Below are 26,363 nucleotides of genomic sequence, written 5' to 3' on the forward strand. Positions count from 1 at the left end.
GGCGGAATTTTCGTGTATCTGGCGTGTGCGCGTCGATTTCGATCGACGGACTTGCGCTCAAGAACCCACCGATGAACCACTGAATTAGGTTCCTCTCGGTGTTTTCATGCTCGGTCCGTCACGATTGGATGGTGGCGGCGAACGGAAGGTTTAAAGATGATTCAGAAGAACTGGCAGGAACTTATCAAGCCGAACAAGGTCGAGTTCACCTCGTCCAGCCGCACCAAGGCAACGCTCGTTGCCGAGCCGCTGGAACGTGGTTTCGGCCTCACCCTCGGCAACGCGCTGCGTCGCGTTCTGTTGTCTTCTCTGCGCGGCGCCGCTGTTACGGCCGTGCAGATCGACGGTGTCCTGCACGAATTCTCCTCCATCCCCGGCGTTCGGGAAGATGTGACGGATATCGTGCTCAACATCAAGGAAATCGCCATCAAGATGGATGGTGACGATTCCAAGCGCATGGTCGTGCGCAAGCAGGGTCCGGGCGCCGTAACCGCTGGTGACATCCAGACGGTTGGCGACATCGAGATCCTGAACCCCGACCACGTGATCTGCACGCTGGACGATGGCGCTGAAATCCGCATGGAATTCACCGTCAACAACGGCAAGGGTTACGTACCGGCTGAGCGCAACCGCGCGGAAGATGCCCCGATTGGCCTCATTCCGGTGGACAGCCTCTATTCTCCGGTCAAGAAAGTGTCCTACAAGGTGGAAAACACCCGTGAAGGCCAGGTTCTCGACTATGACAAGCTGATCATGACGATCGAGACCAACGGTTCGGTTTCCGGCGAAGACGCCGTTGCCTTCGCCGCTCGCATTCTTCAGGACCAGCTCGGCGTCTTCGTCAACTTCGACGAGCCGCAGAAGGAAGCAGAAGAAGAATCGGTTACCGAACTCGCGTTCAACCCGGCGCTTCTCAAGAAGGTCGACGAGCTCGAGCTGTCCGTTCGTTCGGCAAACTGCCTGAAGAACGACAACATCGTTTATATCGGCGACCTGATCCAGAAGACCGAAGCCGAAATGCTTCGCACGCCGAACTTCGGTCGCAAGTCGCTGAACGAAATCAAGGAAGTTCTCGCTTCCATGGGTCTGCACCTCGGCATGGAAGTGCCGGCATGGCCGCCTGAGAACATCGAAGATCTCGCAAAGCGTTACGAAGACCAGTACTAACAAACAAGAAGGCAGACCTCAAAGACTGCCTTTCCCCGTCAAACAGCAGATAAGTCATCTGCATGTGCCAGGAAACGGCAGGCCTTAGAGAAGGAACCTGCGTAGAAGGAGAATAGCAATGCGCCACGGTAATTCAGGCCGCAAGCTCAATAGAACCGCCAGCCACCGCAAGGCAATGTTTGCCAACATGGCTGCTTCGCTCATCACCCATGAGCAGATCGTAACCACGCTTCCGAAGGCGAAGGAAATTCGCCCGATCGTTGAGAAGCTCGTCACCCTCGGCAAGCGCGGCGACCTGCACGCTCGTCGTCAGGCGATCTCGCAGATCAAGGATCAGGACGCCGTTCGCAAGCTGTTCGACGCGATCGCAGCCCGCTACGCAAACCGCAACGGCGGCTACCTGCGTATCATGAAGGCCGGCTTCCGCCAGGGCGACAATGCCGCTCTCGCCGTCATCGAATTCGTCGAGCGCGACGTTGACGCCAAGGGCGCAGCCGACAAGGCTCGCGTTGCCGCTGAAGCTGCTGCTGCCGAAGCTGCATAAGGTTTGACGCCGTTCAGGCGTAATGAGTTTAAAAAGCCGGGCGAGAGATTGCCCGGCTTTTTACGTTTGGGTTGATGAAGGGGGAGTGTGAAAAGTCTAGCCTCTCCTGAGTACTCCGGCGCACGCGCTCCAGTTCTCGCGCCTTGGGGGACGCTATGGGCAATCCGCGGGCGTTTTGTGCGAGAGCCCATCTTACTCCGGAACGTAAATACGGGCCTTGATGTGCTTGAGGTGTGCGACAATCGTGAAAGTCATGATGACCAGCAGCGACCATGAACTCCATTTGCCGATATGCACGACGGACCAGGCGCCGAGCTGATCGGGATATTTCCAGATGCCGAAGAAGGTGGAGATATTTTCCGCCAGCCAGACGAAAAAGCCGATCAGGATGAAGGCGAGAAGTAGCGGCATCTTTCGATCCCGATCATAGGGGCGGAAGATCACTGTTGCGCGGGAGTAGAGCCCGATGGCGCAGGCGGCGATGTACCAGCGGTAATCGCCGATGAAGTGGTGGGTGAAGAAGTTGGCGTAGATGGCGATGCCGATGAGGGTCGCCATCCAGTAGGTGGGATAGTGGCGAATGCGCACATCCAGCAATCGCCACGCCTGAATGATGTAGCTGCCGACGGCGGCATACATGAAACCGGAAAAGAGCGGCACGCCAAGGACTTTGCTATAGGCGAAATCCGGATAGGACCATGACTGGATGGCGCTCGATGTCTTGAACACCTCCAGTGCAAAGCCGACGATATGGAACAGCAGGATGGCCTTGGCCTCGTCATGCGTTTCGAGCCTGCTCCAGATCATGAAGAACTGAATGGCGAGCGCAATGATCAGCAGCACGTCATAACGGGGAATGCCGAGCACTCCACCATGCGGCACCACGAAGATGGAGACGAAGAACAAGCCCGCAAACATGCAGGCGCGGGCTTCCTTGATGCCGAAATACAGAAACTCGACGATAAAACGCCTGATGCCCTTGAGTTCGCCCCAAGGATAGGTATCGCAGAGCAGATTGTCCAGAACGGAGAGGCGGCTTGTGGCTGGGCTTGTTGCTGTGTTCATTTCCGTCCCCGATCTCAGTTCGTCACCTTTCATACGAAAACCCGAAAGAAGCCGTATGGGCCTGCCGCGCGTATCCCCATCTTATTTCGCCCGCATCCGGCTTCTGGCCGGGGCGATGGTGGTGATCGTCTGCGGCCTTTGCCTGCGCAGGTTCGGTTACGACGTGGGACTGCCGTTCGTGGCGGTAAAATATGGCGGATCCGTGCTCTGGGGTGCGATGATCTATCTGCTGCTGGCAGCCTTCTTCCCATCCCGCTGGCACGGCTATGAGGTTCACATCGCCATTCTTGCCGTCATTCTCGTGGAACTTATCCGGCTTGTTCATTTTCCGGCGCTGGATGCGTTTCGCGCAACGACGGCCGGCGCTTTGCTGCTCGGCCGTGTTTTTTCGCTGTGGAATATAGTCTGTTATATCGCGGGGATTGGGGGCTGCCGCATAACAGACTATATTCCACCATTATGGCCGGACGGGTCTCGCGCGTTTGGCTCTCTTCATCGACATGATCGAGGGCCGTACCAGCCGATAGCCGAGCAATACCACCATCGTGCTGATATAAAACACCGGCTCCAGCGTGATCGACTTTCGCGCCAGCACGAAATGCAGCACGCCGACGATGAGCACGAGATAGACAAGCTTATGCAGCGTGTTCCAGCGGCTGCCGAGTTTGCGGATCGACCAACGGTTGGAGGTGAGCGCCAGCGGTATGAGCATGAGGAGCCCGGCCATGCCGAGCATGATATAGGGGCGCTTCAGAATATCGCCGGCGATGGAGCCGAGGATCAGGCCGCGATCCAGCACCAGATAGACGGTGAAATGCGCCAGCACGTAATAAAAGGCGATCAGGCCCAGCGCCCGGCGATAGGCGATGAGGTTGATGTTGAAGAGACCGCGAAGCGGCGTCACCAGAAGCCCGAGGCAGAGGAAGCGCAGCGCCCAGATGCCGAGCAGGTGTTCGAAATCCTTGACCGGATTGAAGCCGAGGCCGCCGGTTGCGGCGAGATAGAAATACCAGACACCTGGACAGAGGCCGATCACATAAAGCGACCAGATGGCCGCCGGCTGGTAACGCTTCGGCAGCGAGGGAAGAGGCAGGGCGAAGGCCATGGTCAATAATTCGCTTTCAGATCCATGCCGGCATAGAGGCTCGCCACCTCGTCATAACCGTTGAACATCAGGGTAGGGCGGTTCTCAGTGCCAAAGAAGCCGCCTTCGCCGATGCGCTGTTCCGTCGCCTGGCTCCAGCGCGGATGGTCGACATTCGGGTTGACGTTGGAATAGAAGCCATATTCGCGGGCGTTGGAGTTTTTCCACGTCGTTTCCGGTTGTTTCTCGACCAGCGAAATGCGGACGATGGATTTGATGCCCTTGAAACCGTATTTCCACGGCACGACGAGGCGGATCGGCGCCCCGTTCTGGTTGGGCAGCGTCTCTCCATAAAGGCCGACGGCGAGTATGGTGAGCGGATGGCGTGCTTCATCGAGGCGAAGCCCCTCGACATAGGGCCAGGAGAGAGGCTGGAACAGGCCGCTTTGCCCTGGCATTTCATCCGGCCGCACCACGGTTTCGAAAGCGACATATTTCGCGCTGCCAAGCGGCTCCACCTTGTCGAGAAGGGCGGCGAGCGGGAAGCCGATCCACGGAATGACCATCGACCAGCCCTCGACACAGCGCATGCGGTAAGTGCGCTCTTCGAGAGGATATTTCATCAGGTCTTCGATGCCGAATTCCTGCGGTTTGGAGACGAGGCCATCCACCTTCACCGTCCAGTGGGTGGGCTTGAACTTGCCGGAATTTTCCTTCGGGTCGGATTTTCCGACACCGAATTCGTAGAAATTATTATAGCTGGTGACAGCATCGAGCGGGGTGAGCTTCTCGTCCAGCTTGTAAGCGCCGGGTTTTGCGGAAAGCGGCGCGGCAACAGCCTCGCGCCCGGCCAGCCCGATTGCCGCCAGCCCCGCCGCCGTGCCGAGGAAGCCACGTCTGGACAGGTAGATATTTTTCGGCGTGATTTCATTTGCCGAGATGAGGGGCGGACGATAGGCGGGCATTGGAACCTCCACAAAAGCCGGGTACATCGGCGATAAATCGATTATGATAGCCAATACGGCCGCTGCACAGATATGTTTCAGCGCTCTGCGGAAAAACAACGGTGGGGCGGCGGAAATCGCGCATTTGTGATGAAGGCGCGGCCGGATAGCACGATGAAGAGAAAGCGTACCGTACCGAACCGTACTGTTTTGCCTCAAGGTGACAGTGACAGGGCTTGCAGTTTGCGCTAGAAAAACCGCAAAATAGGGCAGAGGCCGTTTTGACCGTGCAGCGGAAGACGCGTCTTAGCCCAAGAGATTGAGGAAAACACCATGCCAGCCTATCGCTCCAGAACGACAACCCACGGCCGCAACATGGCGGGCGCGCGCGGCCTTTGGCGCGCCACCGGCATGAAGGACAGCGATTTCGGCAAGCCGATCATCGCGGTGGTCAATTCCTTCACGCAGTTCGTGCCGGGCCATGTGCATCTGAAGGATCTCGGCCAGCTGGTTGCCCGCGAAATCGAGGCGGCCGGCGGTGTGGCCAAGGAATTCAACACCATCGCGGTTGATGACGGTATCGCCATGGGCCATGACGGCATGCTCTATTCGCTGCCGTCGCGTGAGATCATCGCGGATTCGGTGGAATATATGGTCAATGCCCATTGCGCCGATGCGATGGTGTGCATTTCCAACTGCGACAAGATCACGCCCGGCATGCTGAATGCGGCGATGCGCCTCAACATCCCCGCCGTCTTCGTTTCCGGCGGTCCGATGGAAGCCGGCAAGGTCGTCCTGCATGGCAAGACGGTTGCGCTCGATCTGGTTGACGCCATGGTCGCGGCTGCAGACGACAAGATTTCCGACGAGGATGTGAAGGTTATCGAGCGTTCGGCCTGCCCGACCTGCGGTTCCTGTTCCGGCATGTTCACGGCCAATTCCATGAACTGTCTGACCGAGGCGCTGGGTCTGTCGCTGCCCGGCAACGGTTCGACGCTTGCCACCCATTCCGACCGCAAGCGGCTGTTCGTCGAGGCCGGCCACCTGATCGTCGATCTGGCGCGCCGTTATTATGAGCAGGAGGACGAAACCGTCCTGCCGCGCACCATCGCCAACAAGGCAGCATTCGAAAACGCCATGTCGCTGGATATCGCCATGGGCGGCTCCACCAACACGGTGCTGCATATTCTGGCGGCGGCGCATGAGGGCGGTGTCGATTTCGGCATGGAAGACATTGACCGTCTTTCCCGCAAGGTTCCCTGCCTTTCCAAGGTCGCGCCGGCCAAGCAGGACGTGCATATGGAAGACGTTCACCGCGCCGGCGGCATCATGCGCATTCTCGGCGAGCTGGAACGCGGTGGGCTCATCAATCGCGATACCTATACCGTGCATGAGGCGACGCTGGGCGACGCCATCGACCGCTGGGACATCACCCGTACCAACAGCGAGACGGTGCGACAGTTCTTCAAGGCGGCCCCCGGCGGCGTACCGACGCAGGTTGCCTTCAGCCAGTCCTCGCGCTGGGACGATCTGGATACGGACGGCGAAAACGGCGTCATCCGCTCGGTCGAGAAGCCTTTCTCCAAGGATGGCGGTCTGGCCGTGCTTTACGGCAACATCGCGCTTGACGGCTGCATCGTGAAGACGGCGGGCGTCGATGAATCCATCCTGAAATTCACCGGCCCGGCAGTGGTTTACGAAAGTCAGGATGCGGCGGTGAAGGGCATTCTCGGCAACGAGGTCAAGGCGGGCGACGTCGTCGTCATCCGTTACGAAGGGCCGAAGGGCGGGCCGGGCATGCAGGAAATGCTCTATCCGACCAGTTACCTGAAATCCAAGGGCCTCGGCAAAGCCTGTGCGCTGATTACCGACGGCCGTTTCTCCGGCGGCACCTCCGGCCTTTCCATCGGTCACGCCTCGCCGGAAGCGGCGCAGGGCGGCGCCATCGGCCTCGTGCGTCAGGGCGATCTGATCGAGATCGACATTCCGAACCGCACCATCAACCTGAAGGTCACCGATGCAGAGCTGGCTTCGCGCCGCGCCGAGCAGGAAGAACTGGGCTGGAAGCCGGAAGCGCCACGCAAGCGCAATGTCACGACGGCGCTGAAGGCCTATGCAGCCTTTGCTTCCAGCGCGGACAAGGGTGCAGTGCGGATTCTGCCGGAGTAATTTCCGGATTTGCGGGATGATAAAAAGCCGCCGTTGATAAACGGCGGCTTTTTTTGTGCCGATTATTCTTTTTCGAGCCGATAAGGTCGAAACGGGACGATTTTTCCCCGTTGCCGGCAAAAGGCATTTGCCCGGCCAGTCGCAACAAAGTCCAGCTTATCCGTCATTTTAAAAGGCCGCAGGACAAGGCGTGATGATTTCAGTTGCGGCATCGTTTCCTGTCTTTTGCATTTGCGGCAGGGCAATAGTCCTCAAGATCAGAAACTGATTCAAGCGCTTTGCATCTCGATTCCGGAATGCAGGCCAACGCCCTGTTTTCATAGATATTTCGCCAGACCATCAAATTGAGGTGGGGAAATCCGGTGCTTGAAATAAGGTCACATTGGAGTGATTGGCGATGTTTCCTCTTTTCATCTCCGTATGGCTTCCTAGCTCAGTGACATGAAAAGAAGAACCGCACTTGCCCTTATCGCTTCCCTGCCTTTCGCCTCGCTTGCCCGCGCGCAAAGCACTGGCAATGGCATCCGTTTCGATCCGTTGCTGCGGGAGGCGGATGCGCTTTCCAGCCTCAAGGCCGTCATTGTCAGCATCGATGGCGAAGAGGTCGCGAGCCGCGCCTATCACGGCGCCGGTTTGAACGGCTCCACCAATATCAAGTCGGCCTCGAAATCGATCATCTCGGCGCTGGTGGGCATGGCGATCGATCGCAAGATTCTCGAAGGCGCAGACCAGCCGATCGCGACTGTTCTGCGCGGCGATTTTCCGCAAAATCCCGATCCCCGGCTGGAACGGATCACTGTCGGCAACCTGCTGTCGATGCAATCCGGCCTGGAGCGCATGTCCGGCCCCAATTACGGCCGCTGGGTCGCCAGCCGCAACTGGGTGCGGATGGCGCTGGGTTCCGGTTTTGCCGGAGAACCGGGCGGCGGCATGCTTTATTCCACCGGCTCCACCCATCTGCTCTCGGCGATCCTGACAAAAGCGTCCGGCCGTTCGACGCTGTCGCTTGCGCGCGACTGGTTCCGACCGCTCGAAGGATTTTCCATCGGCGGCTGGGAGCGCGATCCGCAGGGCATCTATCTCGGCGGCAACCAGATGGCGATGACGGCGCGGTCTTTGCTGGCCTTCGGTGAGCTTTACCGCCTGGGCGGTGTGACACCCGGCGGTGAGCGGTTGATTTCTCAGGGCTGGATCGAGCAATCGTGGCGGCAACGTACCAATTCCGTCTTCAACGGCGACGGCTATGGCTATTGCTGGTTCATCAAGGAGATGGCAGGCGAGACGGTCTATTATGCCTGGGGTTATGGCGGCCAGATGCTCTATATCGTACCCGCCAGACGGCTATCGGTCGTGATGACCTCTCGCGAGGACGCACCTTCCGCCCGAACCGGTTATCGTGACCAGTTACATGGCCTTATGGAAAACATCATCCGGGCGGTGTGAGGAGGTCAGAGCGGCCGGTTGATGCTCTGGAACGCCTCTCCGAGACGTTTCATCCGTTCCTCGTAAGCGCTGGTAAGGCAGGCAACGTCCGCTGCGCATTCCTGGCGTTTCTTCAGCCACTGGCTCTGCTCGTCGCGCAGCGTGTCGCGTGCGCCCATGGCCATCAGCTGGGTGAGGATGTCGAAGGTGGTGGCCATCTTCACATCCTGATCGTTCAGCGTGCGGTTGTCGCAGATCGCCTTTTCATCCGCGGCCAGATCGGTCTTTGCGCAATCGAAGCTCGCCGCGCTGGCCAGAGAAATGAAGGAGGGGGCAAGCAGGATGCCGCAGGCAAGGAGGATCGGTTTCAGATGCATGGGTCGTCTCTTTTTAAGGACAGTCAGGTGCCGGTGAAACCGAAAAGGGGCGCTGTTGGTTCCAATGTCGCGCACCGATCCATGCCTGGAAAAGGACGGCCATCATCTTGCCGCTCTTTGCTTTACAGGCTTTGGCGTTATAACTCCATCATACTGATGACGATGAGGAATCACATGCGAAGCGTGTTGAAGTATCTGTCCACCGGCTTTCTCGCCGCACTCATTCTCCTGCCTGTGGGTGCTGCGGCGCAGGATAACAGGACCGTGCCGTCGAGCCACACGGAAATGCAGCTTTCCTTCGCGCCGCTGGTCAAGCGCACCGCGGGCGCGGTGGTGAATGTCTATGCCGAACGCGTCGTGCAGCGGCGTCTGTCGCCCTTTGCCGGTGATCCTTTCTTCGAACAGTTCTTCGGCCAGCAGATGCCGAACCGCACGGAAAAGCAGTCGTCGCTCGGTTCCGGCGTGATCGTGACCGCCGGCGGCCTCGTGGTCACCAACAATCACGTCATCGACGGTGCTGACGACATCAAGGTGGCGCTGGCGGATGGGCGCGAATTCTCCTCCAAGGTTCTGCTGAAGGATGACCGCGTCGACCTCGCCATTCTGCAGATCGACGCGAAGGAGCAGTTCCCGGTGCTGTCGCTCGGCAATTCCGATGCGATTGAGGTGGGTGATCTGGTGCTGGCCATCGGCAATCCGTTCGGTGTCGGCCAGACGGTGACAAGCGGCATCGTCTCGGGTCTGGCGCGCAACCAGGTGACGCAGGGCGATTTCGGCTTCTTCATCCAGACCGACGCTTCCATCAATCCCGGCAATTCCGGCGGCGCATTGATGAACATGGCGGGTGAGCTGATCGGCATCAATACGGCCATCTTCTCCAAGGGCGGCGGCTCGAACGGTATCGGTTTCGCCATTCCCGCCAATCTGGTCCGGGTTTTCGTGGCTGCCGCCGAGCGTGGCGATGCAAGCTTCGAGCGGCCCTATATCGGTGCGACCTTCGATCCGGTGACATCGGATGTCGCCGAGGCGCTTGGCCTGCATCGCGCCCGCGGCGCGCTGGTCGTCAGCGTCGTCAAGGGTGGGCCGGCCGAAAAGGCGGGTATCGAACCGGGTCAGGTCGTCACCGCCGTCAATGGCTTCGAGGTGGAGCACCCGGATGCGCTGGGTTATCGCCTGACGACCGCTGGCATCGGCAAATCCGCCGAACTGACCGTCATGGACAAGGGGAAAGAGAAAAAGGTGACCATCGCGCTCGATACCGCGCCGGAAACCGCACCGCGCGATGAACGGCTGATCGAGGGCCGCAATCCCTTCGCCGGCGCGACTGTCGCCAATCTTTCGCCGAAGCTTGCCGATGAATTGCGTATGCCCTCGCAGGTGACCGGCGTTGTCATTACCGATGTGAAGCGCGGTTCCCCGGCCTATCGTGTCGGCTTCCAGCCGAAGGACGTGATCCTGTCGCTGAACGGCGCGGATATCGGCACCACCGCCGCTGTCGAGAAGGCGCTGGACGACAATCCCGGCTTCTGGCGGGTGGAAATTCTGCGTGACGGGCAGCGCATCCGGCAGTTCCTGCGATGAGCGACGATCTCTTCGCCCCGCAAGTGCCCGTGGAGGTCGCCAACCGGCGGCCTCTTGCCGATCGCCTGCGTCCGAAGACGCTGGCGGAGGTGAGCGGGCAGCCGCATCTGACGGGCGAGGAGGGCGTGCTGCGCCGCATGATCGATAGCGGCTCACTGGGATCGATGATCTTCTGGGGGCCGCCCGGCACCGGCAAGACCACGGTTGCCCGCCTGCTTTCCGGCGAGGCGGGGCTGGCTTTCGAGCAGATATCGGCGATCTTTTCCGGTGTCGCCGATCTCAAGAAGGTTTTCGAAGCGGCGCGCACACGGCGGATGAATGCCCGGCAGACGCTGCTTTTCGTAGACGAGATTCATCGCTTCAACCGCGCCCAGCAGGACAGCTTCCTGCCGGTGATGGAAGACGGCACCATTATTCTGGTAGGCGCCACCACCGAAAACCCGTCTTTCGAACTCAATGCCGCTCTGTTGTCGCGGGCGCGTGTGTTGACATTCCGCTCGCATGACGAGGAGAGCCTGAGCGAGCTTCTGAAACGTGCCGAGGAGGCGGAGGGCAAGCCCCTGCCGCTTACCGAGGATGCGCGGGCGAGTCTGATCCGCATGGCCGATGGCGATGGCCGCGCTGTGCTGACACTTGCCGAAGAGGTGTGGCGTGCGGCGAGGAAGGACGAGACCTTCGATACCGAAGGGCTGACGCGCATCGTGCAGCGCCGTGCGCCCGTCTACGACAAGAGCCAGGACGGCCACTACAATCTCATTTCAGCGCTGCATAAATCGGTGCGTGGTTCGGACCCCGATGCGGCACTTTATTACCTCGCCCGCATGTTCGATGCCGGCGAGGACCCGCTCTATATCGGCCGCCGGCTGGTGCGCATGGCGGTGGAGGATATCGGCCTTGCCGATCCGCAGGCGCTCGCCGTCTGCAATGCCGCCAAGGATGCATATGATTATCTCGGCTCACCCGAGGGTGAGCTGGCGCTGGCGCAGGCCTGCGTCTATCTCGCGACCGCGCCGAAATCGAACGCCGTCTATACGGCCTTTAAATCGGCGATGCGGGCGGCCAAGGAAAACGGCTCGCTGGTGCCGCCGAAACATATTCTGAACGCGCCGACCAAGCTCATGAAGGGTGAGGGTTATGGCGACGGTTACCGCTACGACCATGACGAGCCGGATGCCTTTTCCGGACAGGATTATTTCCCGGAAAAAATGGGGCGCACGACCTTTTACGATCCGCCTGATCGGGGGTTCGAAAGGGAAATCCGCAAGCGTCTGGACTGGTGGGCGAAGCTGCGTCGCGAGCGTGGATCGCGCTAGGATTTTACGCGGTTGCGCCGAAAGCCGTATCGCGGTCGATCTTAAGAAAAAGATTCAGGCCGCTGGCAAAAAGAGTCGCGAAACCGCGACAACTCGCTGTTTTTTAAGGAAGATCAGGATGCCTTGCGATGCGGTGCCGCCTGCGGCTGCGCGGGCAGCATCTTGACCGAGGATTCCGCCAGGCCGCTATGGCCTTCGGCATCGATCACCAGATGCCAGTGCAATGTCTCGGGAATGGCAATGCGGATCGGCGATTTTTTCGCAACGCCGCCGAGATATTTGAAATCGAGCAGTTCGGTGAAACGCTGGAAATTCGCGCCCGTCATCAGCCGGACATTGTTGACGGCTGACAGGGATATTTCAAGGGTAGTGCCTGCCCGCAATTCCTTCAGGTCATAATGCGTATAGCGAAAATTCGGCCGGGCCATCGCGCCCTCCCTGTAAAGTAATTTCGGTCAAAGAGGATAGGAGCCGCACGGTTAACGGTGTCTTTAAATGCCGCCGGCCGGTTTGAAAATTCACGCTTGCTGTGCCTGTCTGGCATGATGGCGCCAAGGAGTATGAGAATATAAGAATAATACCAACGTATAATATGTGTATTTAATAATAATAAATTTTTTGCCTTTAACATCGGCTGGTCGAAGTGCATCAGCGACGTTGAGGGGGAACATGAAAAACGTAACAATATCTACGCGCCTGTATGCGCTCGTCGCATTGTTTCTGGCAATACTGGCCGCGGCCCTGACATTCAGCCTGTTTGAAAGCTACCACGAAATGGAGCGCGAACGGAAAGCCGGGCTTGCGGCAATGAACGAAACCGCTGTTGCCATTCTCGATCAATATTACCGGCTGGAGCAGGGCGGAAGCCTGACGCGGGAGGCGGCGCAACAGCAGGCCAAGACGACCATTGCGGCAATGCGCTATGGCAATGGCAGCGGCTATTTCTGGATCAACGACATGCATCCCAAAATGGTGATGCATCCGATCAAACCCGAAATGAACGGCACGGACCTTACCGCCAACAAGGACCCGAACGGTAAGGCGCTGTTCGTTGAGTTCGTGAATACGGTCAAGGCAGGCGGCAAGGGCTTTGTCGATTATTACTGGCCGAAGCCCGGCGCGCCGGAGCCGGTCGAGAAATTTTCCCATGTCGCCGGTTTCGCCCCCTGGGGCTGGATTGTCGGCACCGGTGTTTATGTTGACGATCTTGAAGCGGTGTTCTGGCGCGACGTCTATTTTAATGGCGGTCTTTGTGTCGCCGCCGGTCTTCTGGTTGTCGGCGTGGCCGCAGCCGTCGTGCGCAGCGTGACGCGGCCGATCGATCTTATCCGCCAGAGCATGCGGCGGATTGCCGACGGTGACGGCGCGGCGGATATACAGTTCGCCGACCGTCGCAATGAAATCGGCGCGATTGCCAAGACGCTGCTGGTACTGCGCGACAGCGTCAATGAACGCAGCGCGCTGCAGGCCCGCGAGGCCGACCAGCAGCGGGCACTGGAGCAGGAGCGGCACGGTAACGAGATGGTTCTGCGCTCCGCTTCCGAGCGGCAGGCCCACGCCATGGAGCGACTGGGCGATGCGCTCGAGGCGCTCGCCAATGGCGATCTGACCGTTTCGCTTGCGGATATCGGCACGGATTATGAAAAGCTGCGCATGGACTTCAACCGTGCCGTCGGCGCATTGCACGGCGCGATCGAGGCGATTGCCAGAACCGGCCATGTGGTCAATGACAGCGCCTCCGATATCAGCGGTGCGACGGGCAATCTTTCCCGCCGGACCGAACAGCAGGCAGCGGCGCTGGAGGAGACGGCGGCTGCTCTGGACGAGATCACCGCCACGGTGCGCACCGCTTCCGAGCGTGCCAACGAGGCCCGGCAGATGGTGCAGGACACGAAAACCAGCGCCGGCCGCTCGGGCGAGATCGTGCGCAACGCCGTCGACGCCATGGGCCGTATCGAGGAGTCTTCGAAGCGCATCGGCCAGATCATCTCGGTCATCGATGAAATCGCCTTCCAGACCAATCTTCTGGCGCTGAATGCCGGTGTTGAGGCGGCGCGTGCGGGCGAAGCCGGGCGTGGTTTTGCCGTGGTGGCGCAGGAGGTTCGCGAACTGGCGCAACGTTCCGCCAATGCGGCCAAGGAAATCAAGACCCTCATCAACCGTTCGGCCGAAGAAGTCGGCGGCGGCGTCGCACTGGTGCGCTCGACGGGCGATGCGCTGGAGGAGATCGTGGCGCTGGTCAATCGTGTCGATGGCCATGTCAACTCCATCGCCACGGCAGCGCGCGAGCAGGCGACCGGCCTGCAGGAGATCAACACCTCCGTCAACCACATGGACCAGATGACACAGCAAAACGCCGCCATGGTGGAAGAAACGACGGCGGCCAGCCAGACGCTCGCCGAGGAAAGCCGCCAGCTGCGCTCGCTGCTGTCGCGTTTCGAGCTTGGACATGGTGCCGGACGCGAGGTTTCGCGGGCCGCGTGATTTCAGGTGTTTCAGGAAAGTTGAAGGGCGCGGCTTTGGCCGCGCCCTTTGTTATGGACAGGACTTTATCCGCCCGCGTCGTCATCGGACGCGATTGTGGCGGTCTTGTGTGGATGGGACTGCGCCAAACACATCATTCGTTATTTCCCGCAACCAATAAGGTTTCGTTTACCTCATTTCTTTAAAATTTATCCTGTATTGCCGCGAATAGCGGCCGCTGAAGGTACAGGTTCTCGTATGGCGTATGTTTCCCTTCCGCGTCGTCTTGTGACGTTGCTGATGATTTCCACGGTCATGGTGTCGTGTTCGGCGGAAGGCCTCGTGCCACCGGCGGAGGTGGACGGCACCACACGCGTCAGCGCCATCCGCTCCTCGCGGCAGCAGGGTTACAGCGCGCCGGCGGGTGCGGTGTATCAGGCCGAGCAGGCCGGGCAGGGCGCCGATTATCCGGCAGCCGTTTCACAACCGATGCCGGAGCCTTACGCCTCGCAGGATCCCCTGCTGCAATCGCCGCAGGGCGGACAGGGTTATTCGACGCTGGATTCCCAGCATCAGGCGCGCATGGCGGCCAGCGGCCATGGCAATTTGCCGGCGCAGTCCATGCAGAACCAGACCATGCCCGCGCAGCAGATGACCAGCAACCAGATCGCCGAAGGCGAAGGCGGCGTGAACATGGATTCCATGCTGGGCGTGGAGCCGGTCCGCGGACTTGCCGAAGAACAGGATGCGGATATTGCCGAAGGCGCGTCGGCGCAGCCGGTGGTGGACGGTATCGGCACCGATAATCCCGTGGCCGTTCCTCCGGCCCGCCAGCCGCAACGGGCCAGCCAATCGCGGCTCATCCCGCCGCCGCCGCTCGGCTCTTCTTCCCGTCGTCAGCCGGTGGAAGAGGTGGCGATGGTGATGCCGAACGATCCGATGGCGGGTGGCGGGCTGCAAAGCAACCGCTCGATGCCGCCCGGCGTCATGCCATCCTCCGAAGTTGCCTGCCGTTCCGAGTTGCGTCGCCTCGGCGTCGCTTTCCGGGATGTCGCGCGCATTGCAGACGGTCCGACCTGCGGTATCGATTATCCGATCGAACTCAGCGGTCTTGCCAGCGGCGTCGCCATCCGGCCGGCGGTGAAGCTCAATTGCCAGGTCACGCTTGCCTTCGCCAAATGGGTGAAGTTCGAGCTCGTGCCATCCTCGCGCTTCCGTTATCTTTCCGGCGTCGGCCGCATCACGCCGATGGGCGGTTATTCCTGCCGCAAGATGAACTCACGCTCCAGCAATCCGTGGTCCGAACATGCGCGCGGCAACGCCATCGATATCGGCACCATCACGCTGAAGAACGGCAAGGAAATCGACGTACGCAGCAAGAGCTTCTTCGCCTTCCGTGAAAAAGCGCTACTGAAGGCGGTGAGGTCCGATAGCTGCAAATATTTCTCCACCGTTCTCGGACCGGGCAGCGATCCCAATCACTGGAACCATTTTCACTTCGACCTGCGCACCCGCAAGTCAGGTTACAGGCATTGCGATTAAGTCGCGCCGGCGGAGGTTGACGGCTGAGTTTGAAAGCGTCTCCTCCGTCATGCCCGGGTCTGTCCCGAGCATCTGCAACGCCGCTATTGGCGATACGTCGGCAGATCCTCGGCACAAGGCCGAGGATGACGTCGAATACGGAGTGCGGCTCGTCATCGGGCTGCCGCCGATGACATAGGCGCCGGATTTTTGGACAGGGTCGGAATAACGAAGGTTGAGGATGTTTCGCTGCCGCTAGCTCGATAATCGCCGTCACACCCCAAAAAAAAAGACCGGCCCGAAGGCCGGTTGAAGAAGACAGCCTTATCGGGGGGGATATCGGCGTCTTTGCAAGGGCATGCAATGGGAAACGATCCCATGGAGTGGTCCATCCGGCGCGGATGTGCGGCAAAAGACATCGCGCCGTACTGACCTGCGGGCAACATGGCTTGCCGCGTTCTTCTGATACGCTATGAGGGTCACATGTTTGTGACAACGGCCTTCGGGAGCCTGCCTTTATGCCCCCTGTTTCAGAGCTGATGGTCTTTGCTGCGGCGCTTGCGGCAGCGGGTGTGGTCGCCGGTCTTCTGGCGGGGTTGTTCGGCATCGGCGGCGGCGCAGTGCTGGTGCCCGTCTTCTACCAGGTCTTCGGGCTGCTGGATGTGCCGGAGGCGGTGCGCATGCATCTTTCGCTCGGCACGTCGCTCGCCATTATCGTGCCCACTTCCATCCGCTCGTTCCTGACGCATCGTCAGAAAGGCGCGGTCGATATCGATCTGCTGAAGGGCTGGATCGTCGCCGTGCCGCTCGGCACCATCCTCGCATCCGTGGTTGCCGCCCATGCCTCAAGCGTTGCGCTGCGGCTGATCTTTGCCTTCATCGCGCTGGCGCTTGCCTTCCGGATGATCTTCAACCGGGCAAGCTGGCATCTGGGTTCCGACCTGCCGCAAAACCCGGGCCGTTTTCTGGTGGGCACCGGCATCGGGCTTTTTTCCGGCCTGATGGGCGTGGGTGGCGGGGTTATGAACAACACCTTCATGACGCTTTACGGACGCACCATTCATCAGGCAGTCGCCACGTCTTCCGGCGTCGGTGTGCTGATTTCGCTGCCGGGTCTATTGGGTTACATCTGGGCCGGCTGGGGCGATGCGGGCCTGCCGCCATTTTCCACCGGCTTCATCAACTGGATCGCCGTGGTGCTGCTGATCCCCATCACGCTTGTCGTTGCGCCCTATGGCGCGCGACTGGCGCACGCGCTCAGCAAGAAGCAGCTGGAGCGCGCCTTCGGACTGTTTCTGGTCTTCGTTGCGGCGCAGTTTTTCTATAGCGTTTACGGCTGATTTTCCCTCTCCGCCGAACGCAGTGTTCAGCCCGTCGGACTGGCATTTGCGCCTTTCCCGGCCTATATGGCGTGCATCTTACTCGGTTTTTCGAAAGATTCGCCATGAATGCCATTGTTTCGATACGGAATCTGACAAAATCCTACGCAAACGGCTTTCAGGCGCTCAAAGGTGTCAGCCTCGATATCAAAGAGGGGGAAATCCTCGCTCTTCTCGGTCCGAACGGTGCTGGCAAGACGACATTGATCTCCATCGTCTGCGGCCTCGTCAATCCCGGTGAAGGTTCGGTGCTTGTCGGCGGGCACGATGTGGTGAAGGATTTTCGCCAGACCCGCGCCCTGATCGGGCTCGTGCCGCAGGAACTGACCACAGACCAGTTCGAGACGGTGTGGAACACCGTCAGCTTCTCGCGCGGCCTGCACGGGCAAAAGAAGAACCCGGAGCTGATCGAGCGCATCCTGAAATCCCTGTCGCTCTGGAACAAGAAGGACAATATGCTGCGGGAGCTTTCCGGCGGCATGAAACGGCGTGTGCTGATCGCCAAGGCGCTCGCGCATGAGCCGAAGGTTCTGTTCCTTGACGAGCCGACAGCCGGCGTGGATGTGGCGCTGCGCCGCGACATGTGGAACGTGGTTTCCGAGCTGCGCGCCAAGGGCGTCACCATCATCCTCACCACGCATTACATCGAAGAGGCGGAAGAAATCGCCGACCGGGTGGGCGTCATCAATGGCGGCGAATTGCTGCTGGTGGAGGAAAAGACGGCGTTGATGAAGAAACTCGGCCGCAAGCAGCTTTTCCTGGAGCTTGCCCAGCCCGTGGAGCAATTGCCCGACAGTCTTGCGCCCTTCGGTTTGACGCTTTCCGATGACCGCTGCACCGTCACCTATGAAATCGAGGATAATGGCGAGCAGGGTCGCATTGCCGATGTTCTGAGCGCTCTTTTCGCCGCCAACATCCATTTCAAGGATATTTCAACGCGGCAGAGTTCGCTTGAGGATATCTTCGTTTCGCTGGTGGGAGGCCAGAAATGAATTTCGAAGCCATCAAGGCCATCTATCTGTTCGAAATGGCGCGCACGCGTCGCACCCTGCTGCAGAGCGTGGTCTCCCCGGTCATTTCCACCTCGCTCTATTTCATCGTATTCGGAACCGCGATCGGTTCGCGGATTCAGGAGGTTGGCGGTGTTTCCTACGGCGCGTTCATAACGCCCGGCCTCATCATGCTGACGCTTCTGACGCAATGTATCGGCAACGGCTCCTTCGGCATCTATTTCCCGAAATTCACCGGCACGGTCTATGAAATCCTCTCCGCTCCGGTGGCGATGACGGAAATTCTGGCCGGTTATGTCGGGGCGGCGGCGACCAAGGGGCTGATGATCGGCACGATCATCCTGATAACGGCCTCCTTCTTCGTGGATATCACCATCGCCCACCCGTTCATGATGATCCTGTTCTTCGTTCTCACGGCGGTGAGCTTCAGCCTGTTCGGGTTTATTATCGGTATCTGGGCGACGAATTTCGAGCAGCTGAACCTCATCCCCATGCTGGTGGTGCCGCCGCTGACCTTCCTCGGCGGCAGCTTTTATTCCATCGACATGTTGCCGCCCTTCTGGCAGACGGTCAGCCACTTCAATCCGGTGCTTTATCTCATCAGCGGTTTCCGCTGGAGTTTCTATGAGATCGCCGACGTCAATCCTGCCATCAGCCTCGCGATGATCACGCTGTTTCTGGCGCTGTGCCTCGGTATTGTCGGCTGGATGTTCAAGACGGGGTATAGGCTGCGCAACTGACGTTGCAGATTACTGCCTGTCACTGAAGACTTCTCTACAGTGCCGTCATCCTCGGGCTTGACCCGAGGATCCATGGTTGCGTGGGGATGGATCCTCGGGTCAAGCCCGAGGATGACGGAAGAGAGAGGTCGCAAGGCCCCTCAAGACATAATCAACCCACCATCGACATTGATCGTCTGGCCGGTGATATAGGCCGCGTCGTCGGAAGCCAGAAACGCCACCAGTGCGGCCACTTCGGTGGGCGTTCCGGCGCGGCGCATGGGGATGTTGCGCACCCATTCGGCTATCAGTTCGCCGGGCTTGTACTCACCCAGCATCTGGCCCCAGACGCGGTCGTTATAATCCCACATTTCGGTGTGGATGATGCCGGGGCAAATGGCGTTGACGGTAATGCCTTCCGGCGCGAGTTCCTTGGCAAGGCTTTGCGTCAGGCCGACGACGCCGAACTTCGAGGCGGCGTAATGCGGGGTATAGATGAAGCCCTGCCGCGCCTGACCGGAGGCGGTATTGACGAGGCGACCTTTGGTGCCGCTTTCGCGGAAGCGGCGGATCGCCTCCTGGCAGCAGAGGAACGCGCCCTTGGTATTGACGTCGAGGTTGAAATCCCACTGTTCCTGCGTCAGCTCTTCGATCTTGGAAATGGTGATGACGCCGGCATTCTGGACGGAGATGGAAAGCGGGCCGATCGCCTCTTCGGCGGCGCCATAGGCCTCGCGCACCGCTGCCGCATCCCGAACGTCGAGGATGAGGCCATGGGTGACGGCGCCGGTTTCGTCCGTCAGTTTTTTGGCGGCATCCTGCGTGTCTTTGTCGACAGAGGCGATGGCGACTTTCGCACCTTCCTCGGCAAAACGGCGGGCGATGCCGTAACCGATGCCCTTGTTGCCTCCGGTCACGAATACGGATTGACCTTCAAAGCGCCTCATGTCTCCTCCTTATGGGATTCTGGCTATGTTTCCTGGCCGACCAGTCGTTCGGCGGTGAATTTGTCGGTGACGAGCACGTCGATCACACCGGTTCTGAGCGCACCGGCAATCGCCTCGGTCTTTTTCGAGCCGCCGGCGAGCGCAATGACACGGTCGACATTGGAGAGGTTTTCCAGCGGCAGGCCGATGACCCGGTCGTCGAGCGGCGTCTTGACCGGCTTGCCTTGCCTGTCGAAGAACCGGAGCGATATGTCGCCCACCGCACCCGCCTGCGCGAGATCGGCGAGTTCCTTGGCGGAAAAGATGTTGCCGGAGCGTGCGAGAAGCTCCGACGGCTCGACCGCACCGATGCCGACGACGGCGAGCGTGATCGACCCGAAGAGATCGATGGTTTCGCGCACGAAGGGATCGGCGAGCATCAAAAGCTTCGCCTCGCGGGATGTGGCGACGCCCGGCACCGGCAGCAGTTTCGGTTCGGCCTCCGTCAGCCGCGCCAGGCGCGTGGTGATCTGGGTGGCGTGCGTCTGTACCGATGGGTCGCCCATGCCGCCCAGCGTCTGGACGATATAGCGAGCCTTGGCGCCTTTGAGGGGGTGGATGTTTTCCACCATCTTGAAGATCGTCTGGCTCCAGCTGGAAACACCGATGATCTCGTTCTGCGACAGTGTCACCTCGAGAAAATGCGCCGCCGCTTCACCAATGCGGGCCATGATCGCGCCATCGCGATCCTCGCTGCAATCGACGACGATGGCTTCCGGCAGGTCGAAACGTTCGCGCAGCTGCGCTTCCAGATCGCTATAGGTGCCGGGCGGCGGAATGATGCTGGTGCGGACGATGCCTTCCGCCTCGGCGCGCTTCAACATGCGTGAGACGGTGGCTTGCGAAAGATTGAGATGCTGGGCGATTTCCGCCTGACGCTTGTGCTCGCTGAAATACATCTGCGCCACGCGGGAAATCATTCGAAGTTCGTTTAGCCTGCCCATAAGCCCTCCAGGGTGAATTTTTATTCACCATTACCCGAGGTTACAGGCAAGGTCGAGCGGGCAATCGCGTCGCGCCAGATGCCGAGCCTCTGCCGGCTTTCACTGTTGGCGGGCGCGATGGTGTTGCCCTGGCTTGCAAGGGCGGTGATGGCCGTAAGATCGCTCCAGAAACCGAGGGCGAGGCCAGCGAGATAGGCAGCACCCAGCGCAGAGGCTTCCGGTGCATCGCGCTGGATGACGGGGTGTTCCAGCATATCGGCGACACATTGCATCAGGAAACGGTTCTGGCTCGGCCCGCCATCCACGAACAGCCGCCCGAAACCGGAAGGCGACTGCGCGCGCATGGCGGCAAAGACGTCATGGACCTGAAAGGCAATGGAATCGGTGACGGCGCGGGCCATCTGGGCACGGGTGGTGCTGAAATTGATCTGGGAGAAAAGCGCACGCGCATTCGTATCCCAATAGGGCGCGCCGAGACCGACGAAGGCCGGCACGAAGCCGGGGCCGTTTGGCTCGGCGGTGGCGGCCAGCTCGACGAGGGCGGCGACATCGGGCAGGCCGAGAATCTCCGTCATCCAGGGTAGGGAGGCGGCGGACACGAGAATATTGCCCTCGAAGGCGAAGGTCGGTTTGCCGTCGAGCCGCCATGCGACGGTGGTGGTGATGCCGCGTTCGGGCGCGATGAAATGCGGCAGGGTTGTCATGACCGAGGAACCGGTGCCGAAGGTTACCTTGCCGTCACCCGGATTGAAGGCGCCATGGCCGAAGAGGGCGGCGTGGCTGTCGCCGATGGCGGCGAGAATAGGCGTGCCGTCCTTGATGCCGGGAACGCCTGATGTGACGCCAAAATCGCCGCTGCTGTCGCGCAGATCAGGCAGGGTGTTGATATCGATGCCGAAGAGCTCGCAAAGCTCATCGCTCCAGACCTGCCGGTTGAGATCGAGCACCTGGCTGCGCGCGGCATTGGAGGCGTCGCAGGCATGGATCTTGCCGCCGGTGAAGCAATGGATGAGCCAGCTATCGATGGTGCCGAGGCGGAGCCTGCGGCCCTTCGGGGCGCGCTCCAGCAGCCAGCGCATTTTTGCGCCCGGAAACATCGGGTCGATCGGCAGGCCGGTCAGCGCCATGACGCGCTCGGAATGGCCCTTTTCGATCAGTTCGGCGCAGTCCTGCGCCGTGCGGCGGCATTGCCAGCTGAGCACCGGGCCGAGCGGCTCGCCGGTCTCGCCATCCCAGATGGTCACGGATTCGCGCTGGTTGGAAATGGCGATGGCCGCGACATCGATGTCAGAGGGTGCGGCGGCGAGGCAGGCGGAGATCGCTTCGCAAACCGAGGCCCAGATGCGCTGCGGCTCCTGTTCCACCCAGCCGGGCTGCGGATAGGCGATGCCGACCGGTGATGAGCCGCGCGCCAGCAGCTCTCCGCTTTCCGAGACGAGTATGGCCTTGGAATTGGTAGTGCCCTGATCGATGGACAGAATGGCGCGCATCATGGGAGTCTTTCGTCGGCAGTTTTTCGTTTCCGCCTTGCGGCGATTAAACGACGATATTGCAGAAAGGGTGTCGCCGCGCATCCGAAGACACGCGACGACTCTGGGAGGAGACTTTATTTTCTCTTGATCAGCGCTTCGGCCGCATCCGCAATGGCGGCCGGCGCCATGCCGAATTCATCCAGCAGCCATTCGGCCGAACCGGTATGGGCGAAGACACCGGGAACGCCGAGACGTTTCATCGGCACCGGGGCGTGCTCGACCACGACTTCGGCAATGGCCGAACCAAGGCCGCCGAAGATCGAATGTTCTTCAGCCGTCAGTATCGCGCCGGTTTCCTTCGCTGCTGCGACGATAGCCGCCTCATCGATGGGACGCACGGTCGCCATGTTCAGCACACGCGCCTTGACGCCACGGCTTGCCAGAATGTCGGCGGCCTTGATGATGCGGTGCGTCAGTGTGCCGTTGGCGATCAGCGTCACATCGGAGCCTTCGCGCAGCAGGTTGGCGCGGCCAAGTTCGAAGACATGGCCTTCCGGCAGCAGATCCGGCACGCCGACGCGCGACAGGCGCAGGAAACAGGGGCCGGCATAGTCTGCGGCCCATTTGACGGCGGCGGCCGTTTCGATGCGGTCGCAGGGGGCGATGACCGGCAGGTTCGGCAGAACGCGGGTCCAGGCGAAATCTTCGATGGAATGATGCGTCGGGCCGAGTTCGCCATAGGCCATGCCCGAGGAGATGCCGATTAGCTTCACATTGGCGTTGGAATAAGCAAGGTCGGCCTTGATCTGCTCCAGCGCGCGGCCGGTGAGGAAGCAGGATGCGCCGCAGACGAAGGGCAATTGGCCGCCATTGGCGAGACCCGCGCCCACGCCGACCATATTCTGTTCGGCAATGCCGACATTCACGAGGCGCTCGGGGAATTTCGACTTGAAGCCGCCGAGTTTCGAGGAGCCGACCGAATCGTTACAGACGGCGACGACCCTGTCATTGCCGGCGGCCAGCGCTTCCAGCGTTTCGGCGAAGGCGTCGCGGCAGTCATAAAGCTTGGCGGCGGTTACGGGCGCGTTCATTACAATGTCTCCGAAAGTTCTTTGACGGCGATTTCATATTGTTCCCTGCTCGGAACCTTATGGTGCCAGTCAACGCGGTCCTGCATGAAGGAAATGCCGTGACCCTTGTTGGTGTGGGCGACGATGCAATGCGGGCGGTTGCCGCGATGCTCCAGCGCCGGCACGACTTCCGCCATGGCGTTGCCGTTGATTTCGCTGACTTCCCAGCCGAAAGCCTCGAGCTTGGGGCGAAGCGGTGCGACATCGTTGGTTTCCGAGAGCGCCGCACCCTGCTGGAAGCGGTTGTGATCGACGATCAGTGTCAGATTGTTGAGGCCGAATTGCGCAGCGGACATGATGGCCTCCCAGTTGGAGCCTTCCTGCATCTCGCCGTCGCCGGTCATGACATAGGTGTGGTAGTCCGCACCGGAAAGCTTGGCCGCCTTGGCCATGCCGACGGCAACCGGCAGTCCGTGACCGAGCGGGCCGGTATTGGTTTCCACACCCGGCACCTTGTTACAGTTCGGATGGCCGTTGAGGCGCGAATTCGGCTGCAGGAAGGTCGAGATTTCCTCTTCCGGGATGAAACCGCGCTTGGCCAGCGTCACATACAGCGCGCAGGCCGTATGGCCCTTGGAAAGCACGAAGCGGTCGCGGGCAGGGTTCTTTGGATCATCCGGCCAGATGCGCAGGACGCGGAAGTAAAGGGCCGTCATGATGTCGATAGCCGACATTTCGCCGCCGACATGGCCCGCACCCGCTTCAAAAACAGCCTGTACGTCGCGAAGGCGAATCTGGCGCGCAATGCGCTCTAGCTCCTGGGACTGCATGGAATCCTCTTCAAAACATGCGTGTGAATATTTATACAGCTATTTATATAATTGCAGAGATGGCGTTGCTGTCAAGCCGGAATTGCGGATTGTTTATCGTCAGGCGGTATCGGCATTGCCGTCAAAGCCCTATTGACAAGCTTCTCTCAACTGGCTTATGCATGTTTCACCGATGATGAATAATTATTCTAATCGGTTTAAAAAATGCAAGACAGTCACCGGGAGGAGCCATGTCCGCGATTGAACGCAATGAGGGGGTCACGCACACCAGGAGCCCGCTTGCCTGGTTGAGCGGTGCGACCGGACCTCTTTTGGGCCTGCTGCTGCTCTGCGTGTTTCTGACCTTCGCCAGCGAGAATTTCCTGTCGCTGCGCAATGGGCTTAACATTCTCGACCAGATCACCGTTCTCGGCATCATGGCCGTCGGCATGACCTTCGTGATCCTTCTTGGCGGCATCGACCTGTCTGTCGGCTCGGTTTTGGCGCTGTCGATGATGATCATGGGCTGGACGGCCAATGTGGCGGGCATGCCGATGGGCATGGCCATCGTGCTGGCGCTGATCGCGTCCGCCGCCTGCGGCCTCGTGGTCGGTATTCTGGTTACGGCTTTTCGGGTGCCTGCTTTCATTGCCACGCTGGCGATGATGTCGGTGGCGCGCGGTCTCGCCAATATGATCACCGATGGACAGCAGATCGTCGGTTTTCCTGACTGGTTCATGATGCTGGCGATTGAGCGCCATTTCGGCGTGCTGACAGCGACCGTGCTTCTGATGCTCGTCGTCGTTCTGATCTCCTGGCTGTTCCTGCGCTTCCGTTCGGAAGGCCGCACGGTCTATGCGGTGGGTGGTAATCCCGAAGTGGCGCGCCTTGCCGGCATCAATGTGCCGCTGGTGACGATCTGCGTTTATGTCGCCTGCGCGGTTCTTGCCGGTCTCGCCGGCATCGTTCTTGCGGCACGTCTCGACTCGGTGCAGCCCTCCAGCGGCTTCGGTTACGAGCTGGATACGATTGCGGCCGTTGTCATCGGTGGAACCTCGCTTTCGGGCGGTGCGGGCGGCATCGGCGGAACGCTGATCGGCGTGCTGATCATCGGCGTTCTGCGCAACGGCCTCAACCTGCTCAACGTCTCTCCCTTTTTGCAACAGGTCATCATCGGTGTCGTCATCGTGCTGGCCGTTGGCGCTGAAACATTGCGCCGCCGCAGAAGCTGAATTTGCCTGCGGGCGGTGCTGAGCCGTCCGCGCAATAAACGACCCTCCTTATTGGGGAGGCGTGAAATAAGCGGCCGGAGGGGAGGAGGTTCGATCTGCCCGAAGGTCAACAATCAACAAATGGAGGAATAATCATGAAATTTTCACGCATTCTGCTGACATCCGCCGCCCTTTTCGCCCTGTCGCTCGGCTCTGCCAATGCCGCCGAAGTCAAGAAGATCGGCCTTGCCGTCGCCAATCTGCAGGCGAACTTCTTCAACCAGATCAAGCAGGCCGTCGAAGCCGAAGCCAAGACGCGCGGCATTGCCGTCGTCACCGTTGACGCCAAGGGCGATGGCCCGACGCAGGTGAACCAGATCCAGGATCTGCTGACCCAGAATATCGATGCGCTGATCTATATTCCGGCCGGCGCCGCTGCGGCGACCGTTCCGGTAAAGCTTGCCAAGGCCGCCGGCGTTCCGGTCATTAACATCGACCGTAATGCCGATGGCGCGCCGGGCGATACCTTCCTCGCCACCGATTCCGTCGCTTCTGCCAAGGCGGTTTGCGATTACATCATCAAGCAGGCCGGTGGTTCGGGCAAGATGGTCATCATCCACGGCCAGAAGGGTACGACGCCGGAAGTGGACCGCACCAAGGGCTGCATGGAATCGGTGAAGGCCAATTCCGGCGTGAAGATCGTTGCCGAACAGTGGTCCAACATGTGGAGCCAAGATGAAGGCTTCCAGATCATGCAGAATATGCTGCAGGCCAATCCGGATGTTTCCATCGTCTTTGCGCAGGCCGATGGTCTGGCGCTCGGCGCGGCGCAGGCGATCAAGGTCGCCAACCCTTCGCAGAAGATCGTCGTTGGCGGCTTCGATGGTGATACGGCAGCCCTTGAGGCGCTGAAGAACGGCGTGTTCGACGTGACCGCGACGCAGCAGACCCAGAAGATGGGCCGCATGGCTGTGGAAATGGCCGTCAAGATCGTCGGCGGGGAGAAGGTTCCGGCCGTGCAGCTCTCCGATGCGACGCTGACGACCAAGGAAAATGTCGAAGGCTTCATCGCCAACCATCCCTGATCCTGCTGCCCCGCGCGACCCTTGGGAT

General features: G+C 60.1%; 23 protein-coding genes and 1 pseudogene. 14 read left to right on the forward strand and 10 right to left on the reverse strand.

What is annotated here, in order from left to right:
• The first annotated feature begins 156 nt into the window (after positions 1-156).
• Both ACQZ5G_RS00220 and rplQ read left to right on the forward strand, forming a co-directional pair.
• Positions 157-1,167, forward strand: a complete 1,011-nt coding sequence (locus tag ACQZ5G_RS00220; protein ID WP_003495228.1) for a DNA-directed RNA polymerase subunit alpha — start codon at positions 157-159, stop codon at positions 1,165-1,167.
• 118 nt (positions 1,168-1,285) lie between these two features.
• Positions 1,286-1,711: a 50S ribosomal protein L17 gene (gene rplQ, locus ACQZ5G_RS00225; RefSeq protein ID WP_003521014.1), complete on the forward strand. Its 426-nt coding sequence runs from the start codon at positions 1,286-1,288 to the stop codon at positions 1,709-1,711.
• A gap of 192 nt (positions 1,712-1,903) precedes the next feature.
• Here the strand turns inward: rplQ and ACQZ5G_RS00230 are convergent, their stop codons facing one another.
• A complete protein-coding gene (locus tag ACQZ5G_RS00230; RefSeq protein WP_448736648.1) occupies positions 1,904-2,776 on the reverse strand; it encodes a DUF817 domain-containing protein in 873 nt (290 codons plus the stop codon).
• A gap of 55 nt (positions 2,777-2,831) precedes the next feature.
• On the opposite strand from ACQZ5G_RS00230, the pseudogene ACQZ5G_RS00235 reads away from it, so the two are divergent.
• Positions 2,832-3,280, forward strand: a pseudogene (locus tag ACQZ5G_RS00235) (ribosomal maturation YjgA family protein).
• Here ACQZ5G_RS00235 and msrQ read toward each other — a convergent pair.
• The gene (gene msrQ, locus ACQZ5G_RS00240; RefSeq protein ID WP_448736649.1) at positions 3,234-3,881 is read right to left on the reverse strand and encodes a protein-methionine-sulfoxide reductase heme-binding subunit MsrQ; all 648 of its coding nucleotides are present in this window, start codon (positions 3,879-3,881) and stop codon (positions 3,234-3,236) included. The pseudogene ACQZ5G_RS00235 and the gene msrQ overlap by 47 nt on opposite strands.
• A gap of 2 nt (positions 3,882-3,883) precedes the next feature.
• Positions 3,884-4,825 carry a protein-methionine-sulfoxide reductase catalytic subunit MsrP gene (gene msrP, locus ACQZ5G_RS00245; protein ID WP_448736650.1) on the reverse strand — a complete coding sequence of 314 codons (942 nt, stop codon included), beginning with the start codon at positions 4,823-4,825 and terminating at the stop codon, positions 3,884-3,886.
• A gap of 312 nt (positions 4,826-5,137) precedes the next feature.
• On the opposite strand from msrP, the gene ilvD reads away from it, so the two are divergent.
• Both ilvD and ACQZ5G_RS00255 read left to right on the forward strand, forming a co-directional pair.
• Positions 5,138-6,973, forward strand: coding sequence for a dihydroxy-acid dehydratase (ilvD, locus tag ACQZ5G_RS00250; protein WP_003521018.1), 1,836 nt, complete (start codon positions 5,138-5,140; stop codon positions 6,971-6,973).
• A 441-nt stretch (positions 6,974-7,414) separates the two neighbouring features.
• Positions 7,415-8,416, forward strand: coding sequence for a serine hydrolase domain-containing protein (locus tag ACQZ5G_RS00255; protein ID WP_003520385.1), 1,002 nt, complete (start codon positions 7,415-7,417; stop codon positions 8,414-8,416).
• A gap of 5 nt (positions 8,417-8,421) precedes the next feature.
• Here ACQZ5G_RS00255 and ACQZ5G_RS00260 read toward each other — a convergent pair whose 3' ends face one another.
• On the reverse strand, positions 8,422-8,772 hold the full coding sequence (locus tag ACQZ5G_RS00260) for a lysozyme inhibitor LprI family protein (RefSeq protein WP_003520387.1): 351 nt from the start codon (positions 8,770-8,772) through the stop codon (positions 8,422-8,424).
• Positions 8,773-8,946: 174 nt separating this feature from the next.
• Here ACQZ5G_RS00260 and ACQZ5G_RS00265 point away from each other — a divergent pair, with 174 nt between their 5' ends.
• Positions 8,947-10,353, forward strand: coding sequence for a DegQ family serine endoprotease (locus ACQZ5G_RS00265; RefSeq protein WP_003520388.1), 1,407 nt, complete (start codon positions 8,947-8,949; stop codon positions 10,351-10,353).
• On the forward strand, positions 10,350-11,666 hold the full coding sequence (locus tag ACQZ5G_RS00270; protein WP_003520389.1) for a replication-associated recombination protein A: 1,317 nt from the start codon (positions 10,350-10,352) through the stop codon (positions 11,664-11,666). The genes ACQZ5G_RS00265 and ACQZ5G_RS00270 overlap by 4 nt, the downstream gene beginning before the upstream one ends.
• Positions 11,667-11,779: 113 nt before the next feature.
• On the opposite strand, the gene ACQZ5G_RS00275 is transcribed toward ACQZ5G_RS00270, so the two are convergent.
• On the reverse strand, positions 11,780-12,094 hold the full coding sequence (locus ACQZ5G_RS00275; RefSeq protein WP_003520391.1) for a DUF1883 domain-containing protein: 315 nt from the start codon (positions 12,092-12,094) through the stop codon (positions 11,780-11,782).
• A 241-nt stretch (positions 12,095-12,335) separates the two neighbouring features.
• On the opposite strand from ACQZ5G_RS00275, the gene ACQZ5G_RS00280 reads away from it, so the two are divergent.
• The 5 genes from ACQZ5G_RS00280 (at position 12,336) to ACQZ5G_RS00300 (ending at position 18,779) form a co-directional block, all read left to right on the forward strand.
• The gene (locus ACQZ5G_RS00280) at positions 12,336-14,150 is read left to right on the forward strand and encodes a methyl-accepting chemotaxis protein (protein ID WP_448736651.1); all 1,815 of its coding nucleotides are present in this window, start codon (positions 12,336-12,338) and stop codon (positions 14,148-14,150) included.
• Between the two features lie 237 nt (positions 14,151-14,387).
• Positions 14,388-15,671 (forward strand): extensin family protein, encoded by a 1,284-nt coding sequence (locus tag ACQZ5G_RS00285; RefSeq protein ID WP_448736652.1) that lies wholly within the window; start codon positions 14,388-14,390, stop codon positions 15,669-15,671.
• Between the two features lie 497 nt (positions 15,672-16,168).
• Positions 16,169-16,990 (forward strand): sulfite exporter TauE/SafE family protein, encoded by an 822-nt coding sequence (locus ACQZ5G_RS00290; protein ID WP_035261319.1) that lies wholly within the window; start codon positions 16,169-16,171, stop codon positions 16,988-16,990.
• Between the two features lie 104 nt (positions 16,991-17,094).
• Entirely contained in the window at positions 17,095-18,021 is a 927-nt protein-coding gene (locus tag ACQZ5G_RS00295) for an ABC transporter ATP-binding protein (protein ID WP_003520395.1), read from the forward strand.
• Positions 18,018-18,779 carry an ABC transporter permease gene (locus ACQZ5G_RS00300; RefSeq protein ID WP_174057006.1) on the forward strand — a complete coding sequence of 254 codons (762 nt, stop codon included), beginning with the start codon at positions 18,018-18,020 and terminating at the stop codon, positions 18,777-18,779. The genes ACQZ5G_RS00295 and ACQZ5G_RS00300 overlap by 4 nt, the downstream gene beginning before the upstream one ends.
• Positions 18,780-18,919: 140 nt before the next feature.
• Here ACQZ5G_RS00300 and ACQZ5G_RS00305 read toward each other — a convergent pair whose 3' ends face one another.
• The 5 genes from ACQZ5G_RS00305 to ACQZ5G_RS00325 all read right to left on the reverse strand — a co-directional run bounded on the left by ACQZ5G_RS00305 (position 18,920) and on the right by ACQZ5G_RS00325 (position 24,060).
• Positions 18,920-19,705 (reverse strand): SDR family oxidoreductase, encoded by a 786-nt coding sequence (locus ACQZ5G_RS00305; protein ID WP_448736653.1) that lies wholly within the window; start codon positions 19,703-19,705, stop codon positions 18,920-18,922.
• Positions 19,706-19,728: 23 nt separating this feature from the next.
• A complete protein-coding gene (locus ACQZ5G_RS00310; protein WP_059760430.1) occupies positions 19,729-20,688 on the reverse strand; it encodes a sugar-binding transcriptional regulator in 960 nt (319 codons plus the stop codon).
• Between the two features lie 20 nt (positions 20,689-20,708).
• On the reverse strand, positions 20,709-22,178 hold the full coding sequence (locus tag ACQZ5G_RS00315) for an FGGY family carbohydrate kinase (RefSeq protein WP_448737059.1): 1,470 nt from the start codon (positions 22,176-22,178) through the stop codon (positions 20,709-20,711).
• Positions 22,179-22,294: 116 nt separating this feature from the next.
• Positions 22,295-23,251, reverse strand: a complete 957-nt coding sequence (locus ACQZ5G_RS00320) for a transketolase family protein (protein ID WP_448736654.1) — start codon at positions 23,249-23,251, stop codon at positions 22,295-22,297.
• Positions 23,251-24,060 carry a transketolase gene (locus tag ACQZ5G_RS00325; protein WP_052817934.1) on the reverse strand — a complete coding sequence of 270 codons (810 nt, stop codon included), beginning with the start codon at positions 24,058-24,060 and terminating at the stop codon, positions 23,251-23,253. Before ACQZ5G_RS00325 ends, ACQZ5G_RS00320 begins: the two co-directional genes overlap by 1 nt.
• 230 nt (positions 24,061-24,290) lie before the next feature.
• On the opposite strand from ACQZ5G_RS00325, the gene ACQZ5G_RS00330 reads away from it, so the two are divergent.
• Together ACQZ5G_RS00330 and ACQZ5G_RS00335 are read left to right on the forward strand one after the other, a co-directional pair.
• The gene (locus tag ACQZ5G_RS00330) at positions 24,291-25,271 is read left to right on the forward strand and encodes an ABC transporter permease (protein WP_448736655.1); all 981 of its coding nucleotides are present in this window, start codon (positions 24,291-24,293) and stop codon (positions 25,269-25,271) included.
• A gap of 134 nt (positions 25,272-25,405) precedes the next feature.
• Entirely contained in the window at positions 25,406-26,335 is a 930-nt protein-coding gene (locus ACQZ5G_RS00335) for a substrate-binding domain-containing protein (RefSeq protein WP_448736656.1), read from the forward strand.
• The last annotated feature ends 28 nt before the right edge of the window (positions 26,336-26,363 follow it).

It is taken from the genome of Agrobacterium sp. 22-214-1 (genome assembly GCF_053522465.1).

Excerpts from the sequence above, each read along its gene's own strand:
- ACQZ5G_RS00330 (WP_448736655.1), top strand. The coding sequence starts at position 24,291 with ATGTCCGCGATTGAACGCAATGAGGGGGTCACGCACACCAGGAGCCCG.
- ACQZ5G_RS00265 (WP_003520388.1), top strand. The coding sequence starts at position 8,947 with ATGCGAAGCGTGTTGAAGTATCTGTCCACCGGCTTTCTCGCCGCACTC.
- ACQZ5G_RS00300 (WP_174057006.1), top strand. The coding sequence starts at position 18,018 with ATGAATTTCGAAGCCATCAAGGCCATCTATCTGTTCGAAATGGCGCGC.
- ACQZ5G_RS00315 (WP_448737059.1), bottom strand. The coding sequence starts at position 22,178 with ATGCGCGCCATTCTGTCCATCGATCAGGGCACTACCAATTCCAAGGCC.
- ACQZ5G_RS00280 (WP_448736651.1), top strand. The coding sequence starts at position 12,336 with ATGAAAAACGTAACAATATCTACGCGCCTGTATGCGCTCGTCGCATTG.
- ACQZ5G_RS00230 (WP_448736648.1), bottom strand. The coding sequence starts at position 2,776 with ATGAACACAGCAACAAGCCCAGCCACAAGCCGCCTCTCCGTTCTGGAC.
- rplQ (WP_003521014.1), top strand. The coding sequence starts at position 1,286 with ATGCGCCACGGTAATTCAGGCCGCAAGCTCAATAGAACCGCCAGCCAC.
- ACQZ5G_RS00335 (WP_448736656.1), top strand. The coding sequence starts at position 25,406 with ATGAAATTTTCACGCATTCTGCTGACATCCGCCGCCCTTTTCGCCCTG.
- ACQZ5G_RS00260 (WP_003520387.1), bottom strand. The coding sequence starts at position 8,772 with ATGCATCTGAAACCGATCCTCCTTGCCTGCGGCATCCTGCTTGCCCCC.
- ACQZ5G_RS00285 (WP_448736652.1), top strand. The coding sequence starts at position 14,388 with ATGGCGTATGTTTCCCTTCCGCGTCGTCTTGTGACGTTGCTGATGATT.
- ACQZ5G_RS00290 (WP_035261319.1), top strand. The coding sequence starts at position 16,169 with ATGCCCCCTGTTTCAGAGCTGATGGTCTTTGCTGCGGCGCTTGCGGCA.
- ACQZ5G_RS00255 (WP_003520385.1), top strand. The coding sequence starts at position 7,415 with ATGAAAAGAAGAACCGCACTTGCCCTTATCGCTTCCCTGCCTTTCGCC.
- ACQZ5G_RS00325 (WP_052817934.1), bottom strand. The coding sequence starts at position 24,060 with ATGCAGTCCCAGGAGCTAGAGCGCATTGCGCGCCAGATTCGCCTTCGC.
- ACQZ5G_RS00275 (WP_003520391.1), bottom strand. The coding sequence starts at position 12,094 with ATGGCCCGGCCGAATTTTCGCTATACGCATTATGACCTGAAGGAATTG.
- ACQZ5G_RS00270 (WP_003520389.1), top strand. The coding sequence starts at position 10,350 with ATGAGCGACGATCTCTTCGCCCCGCAAGTGCCCGTGGAGGTCGCCAAC.
- ACQZ5G_RS00320 (WP_448736654.1), bottom strand. The coding sequence starts at position 23,251 with ATGAACGCGCCCGTAACCGCCGCCAAGCTTTATGACTGCCGCGACGCC.
- msrP (WP_448736650.1), bottom strand. The coding sequence starts at position 4,825 with ATGCCCGCCTATCGTCCGCCCCTCATCTCGGCAAATGAAATCACGCCG.
- ACQZ5G_RS00310 (WP_059760430.1), bottom strand. The coding sequence starts at position 20,688 with ATGGGCAGGCTAAACGAACTTCGAATGATTTCCCGCGTGGCGCAGATG.
- ACQZ5G_RS00305 (WP_448736653.1), bottom strand. The coding sequence starts at position 19,705 with ATGAGGCGCTTTGAAGGTCAATCCGTATTCGTGACCGGAGGCAACAAG.
- ACQZ5G_RS00220 (WP_003495228.1), top strand. The coding sequence starts at position 157 with ATGATTCAGAAGAACTGGCAGGAACTTATCAAGCCGAACAAGGTCGAG.
- ilvD (WP_003521018.1), top strand. The coding sequence starts at position 5,138 with ATGCCAGCCTATCGCTCCAGAACGACAACCCACGGCCGCAACATGGCG.
- ACQZ5G_RS00295 (WP_003520395.1), top strand. The coding sequence starts at position 17,095 with ATGAATGCCATTGTTTCGATACGGAATCTGACAAAATCCTACGCAAAC.
- msrQ (WP_448736649.1), bottom strand. The coding sequence starts at position 3,881 with ATGGCCTTCGCCCTGCCTCTTCCCTCGCTGCCGAAGCGTTACCAGCCG.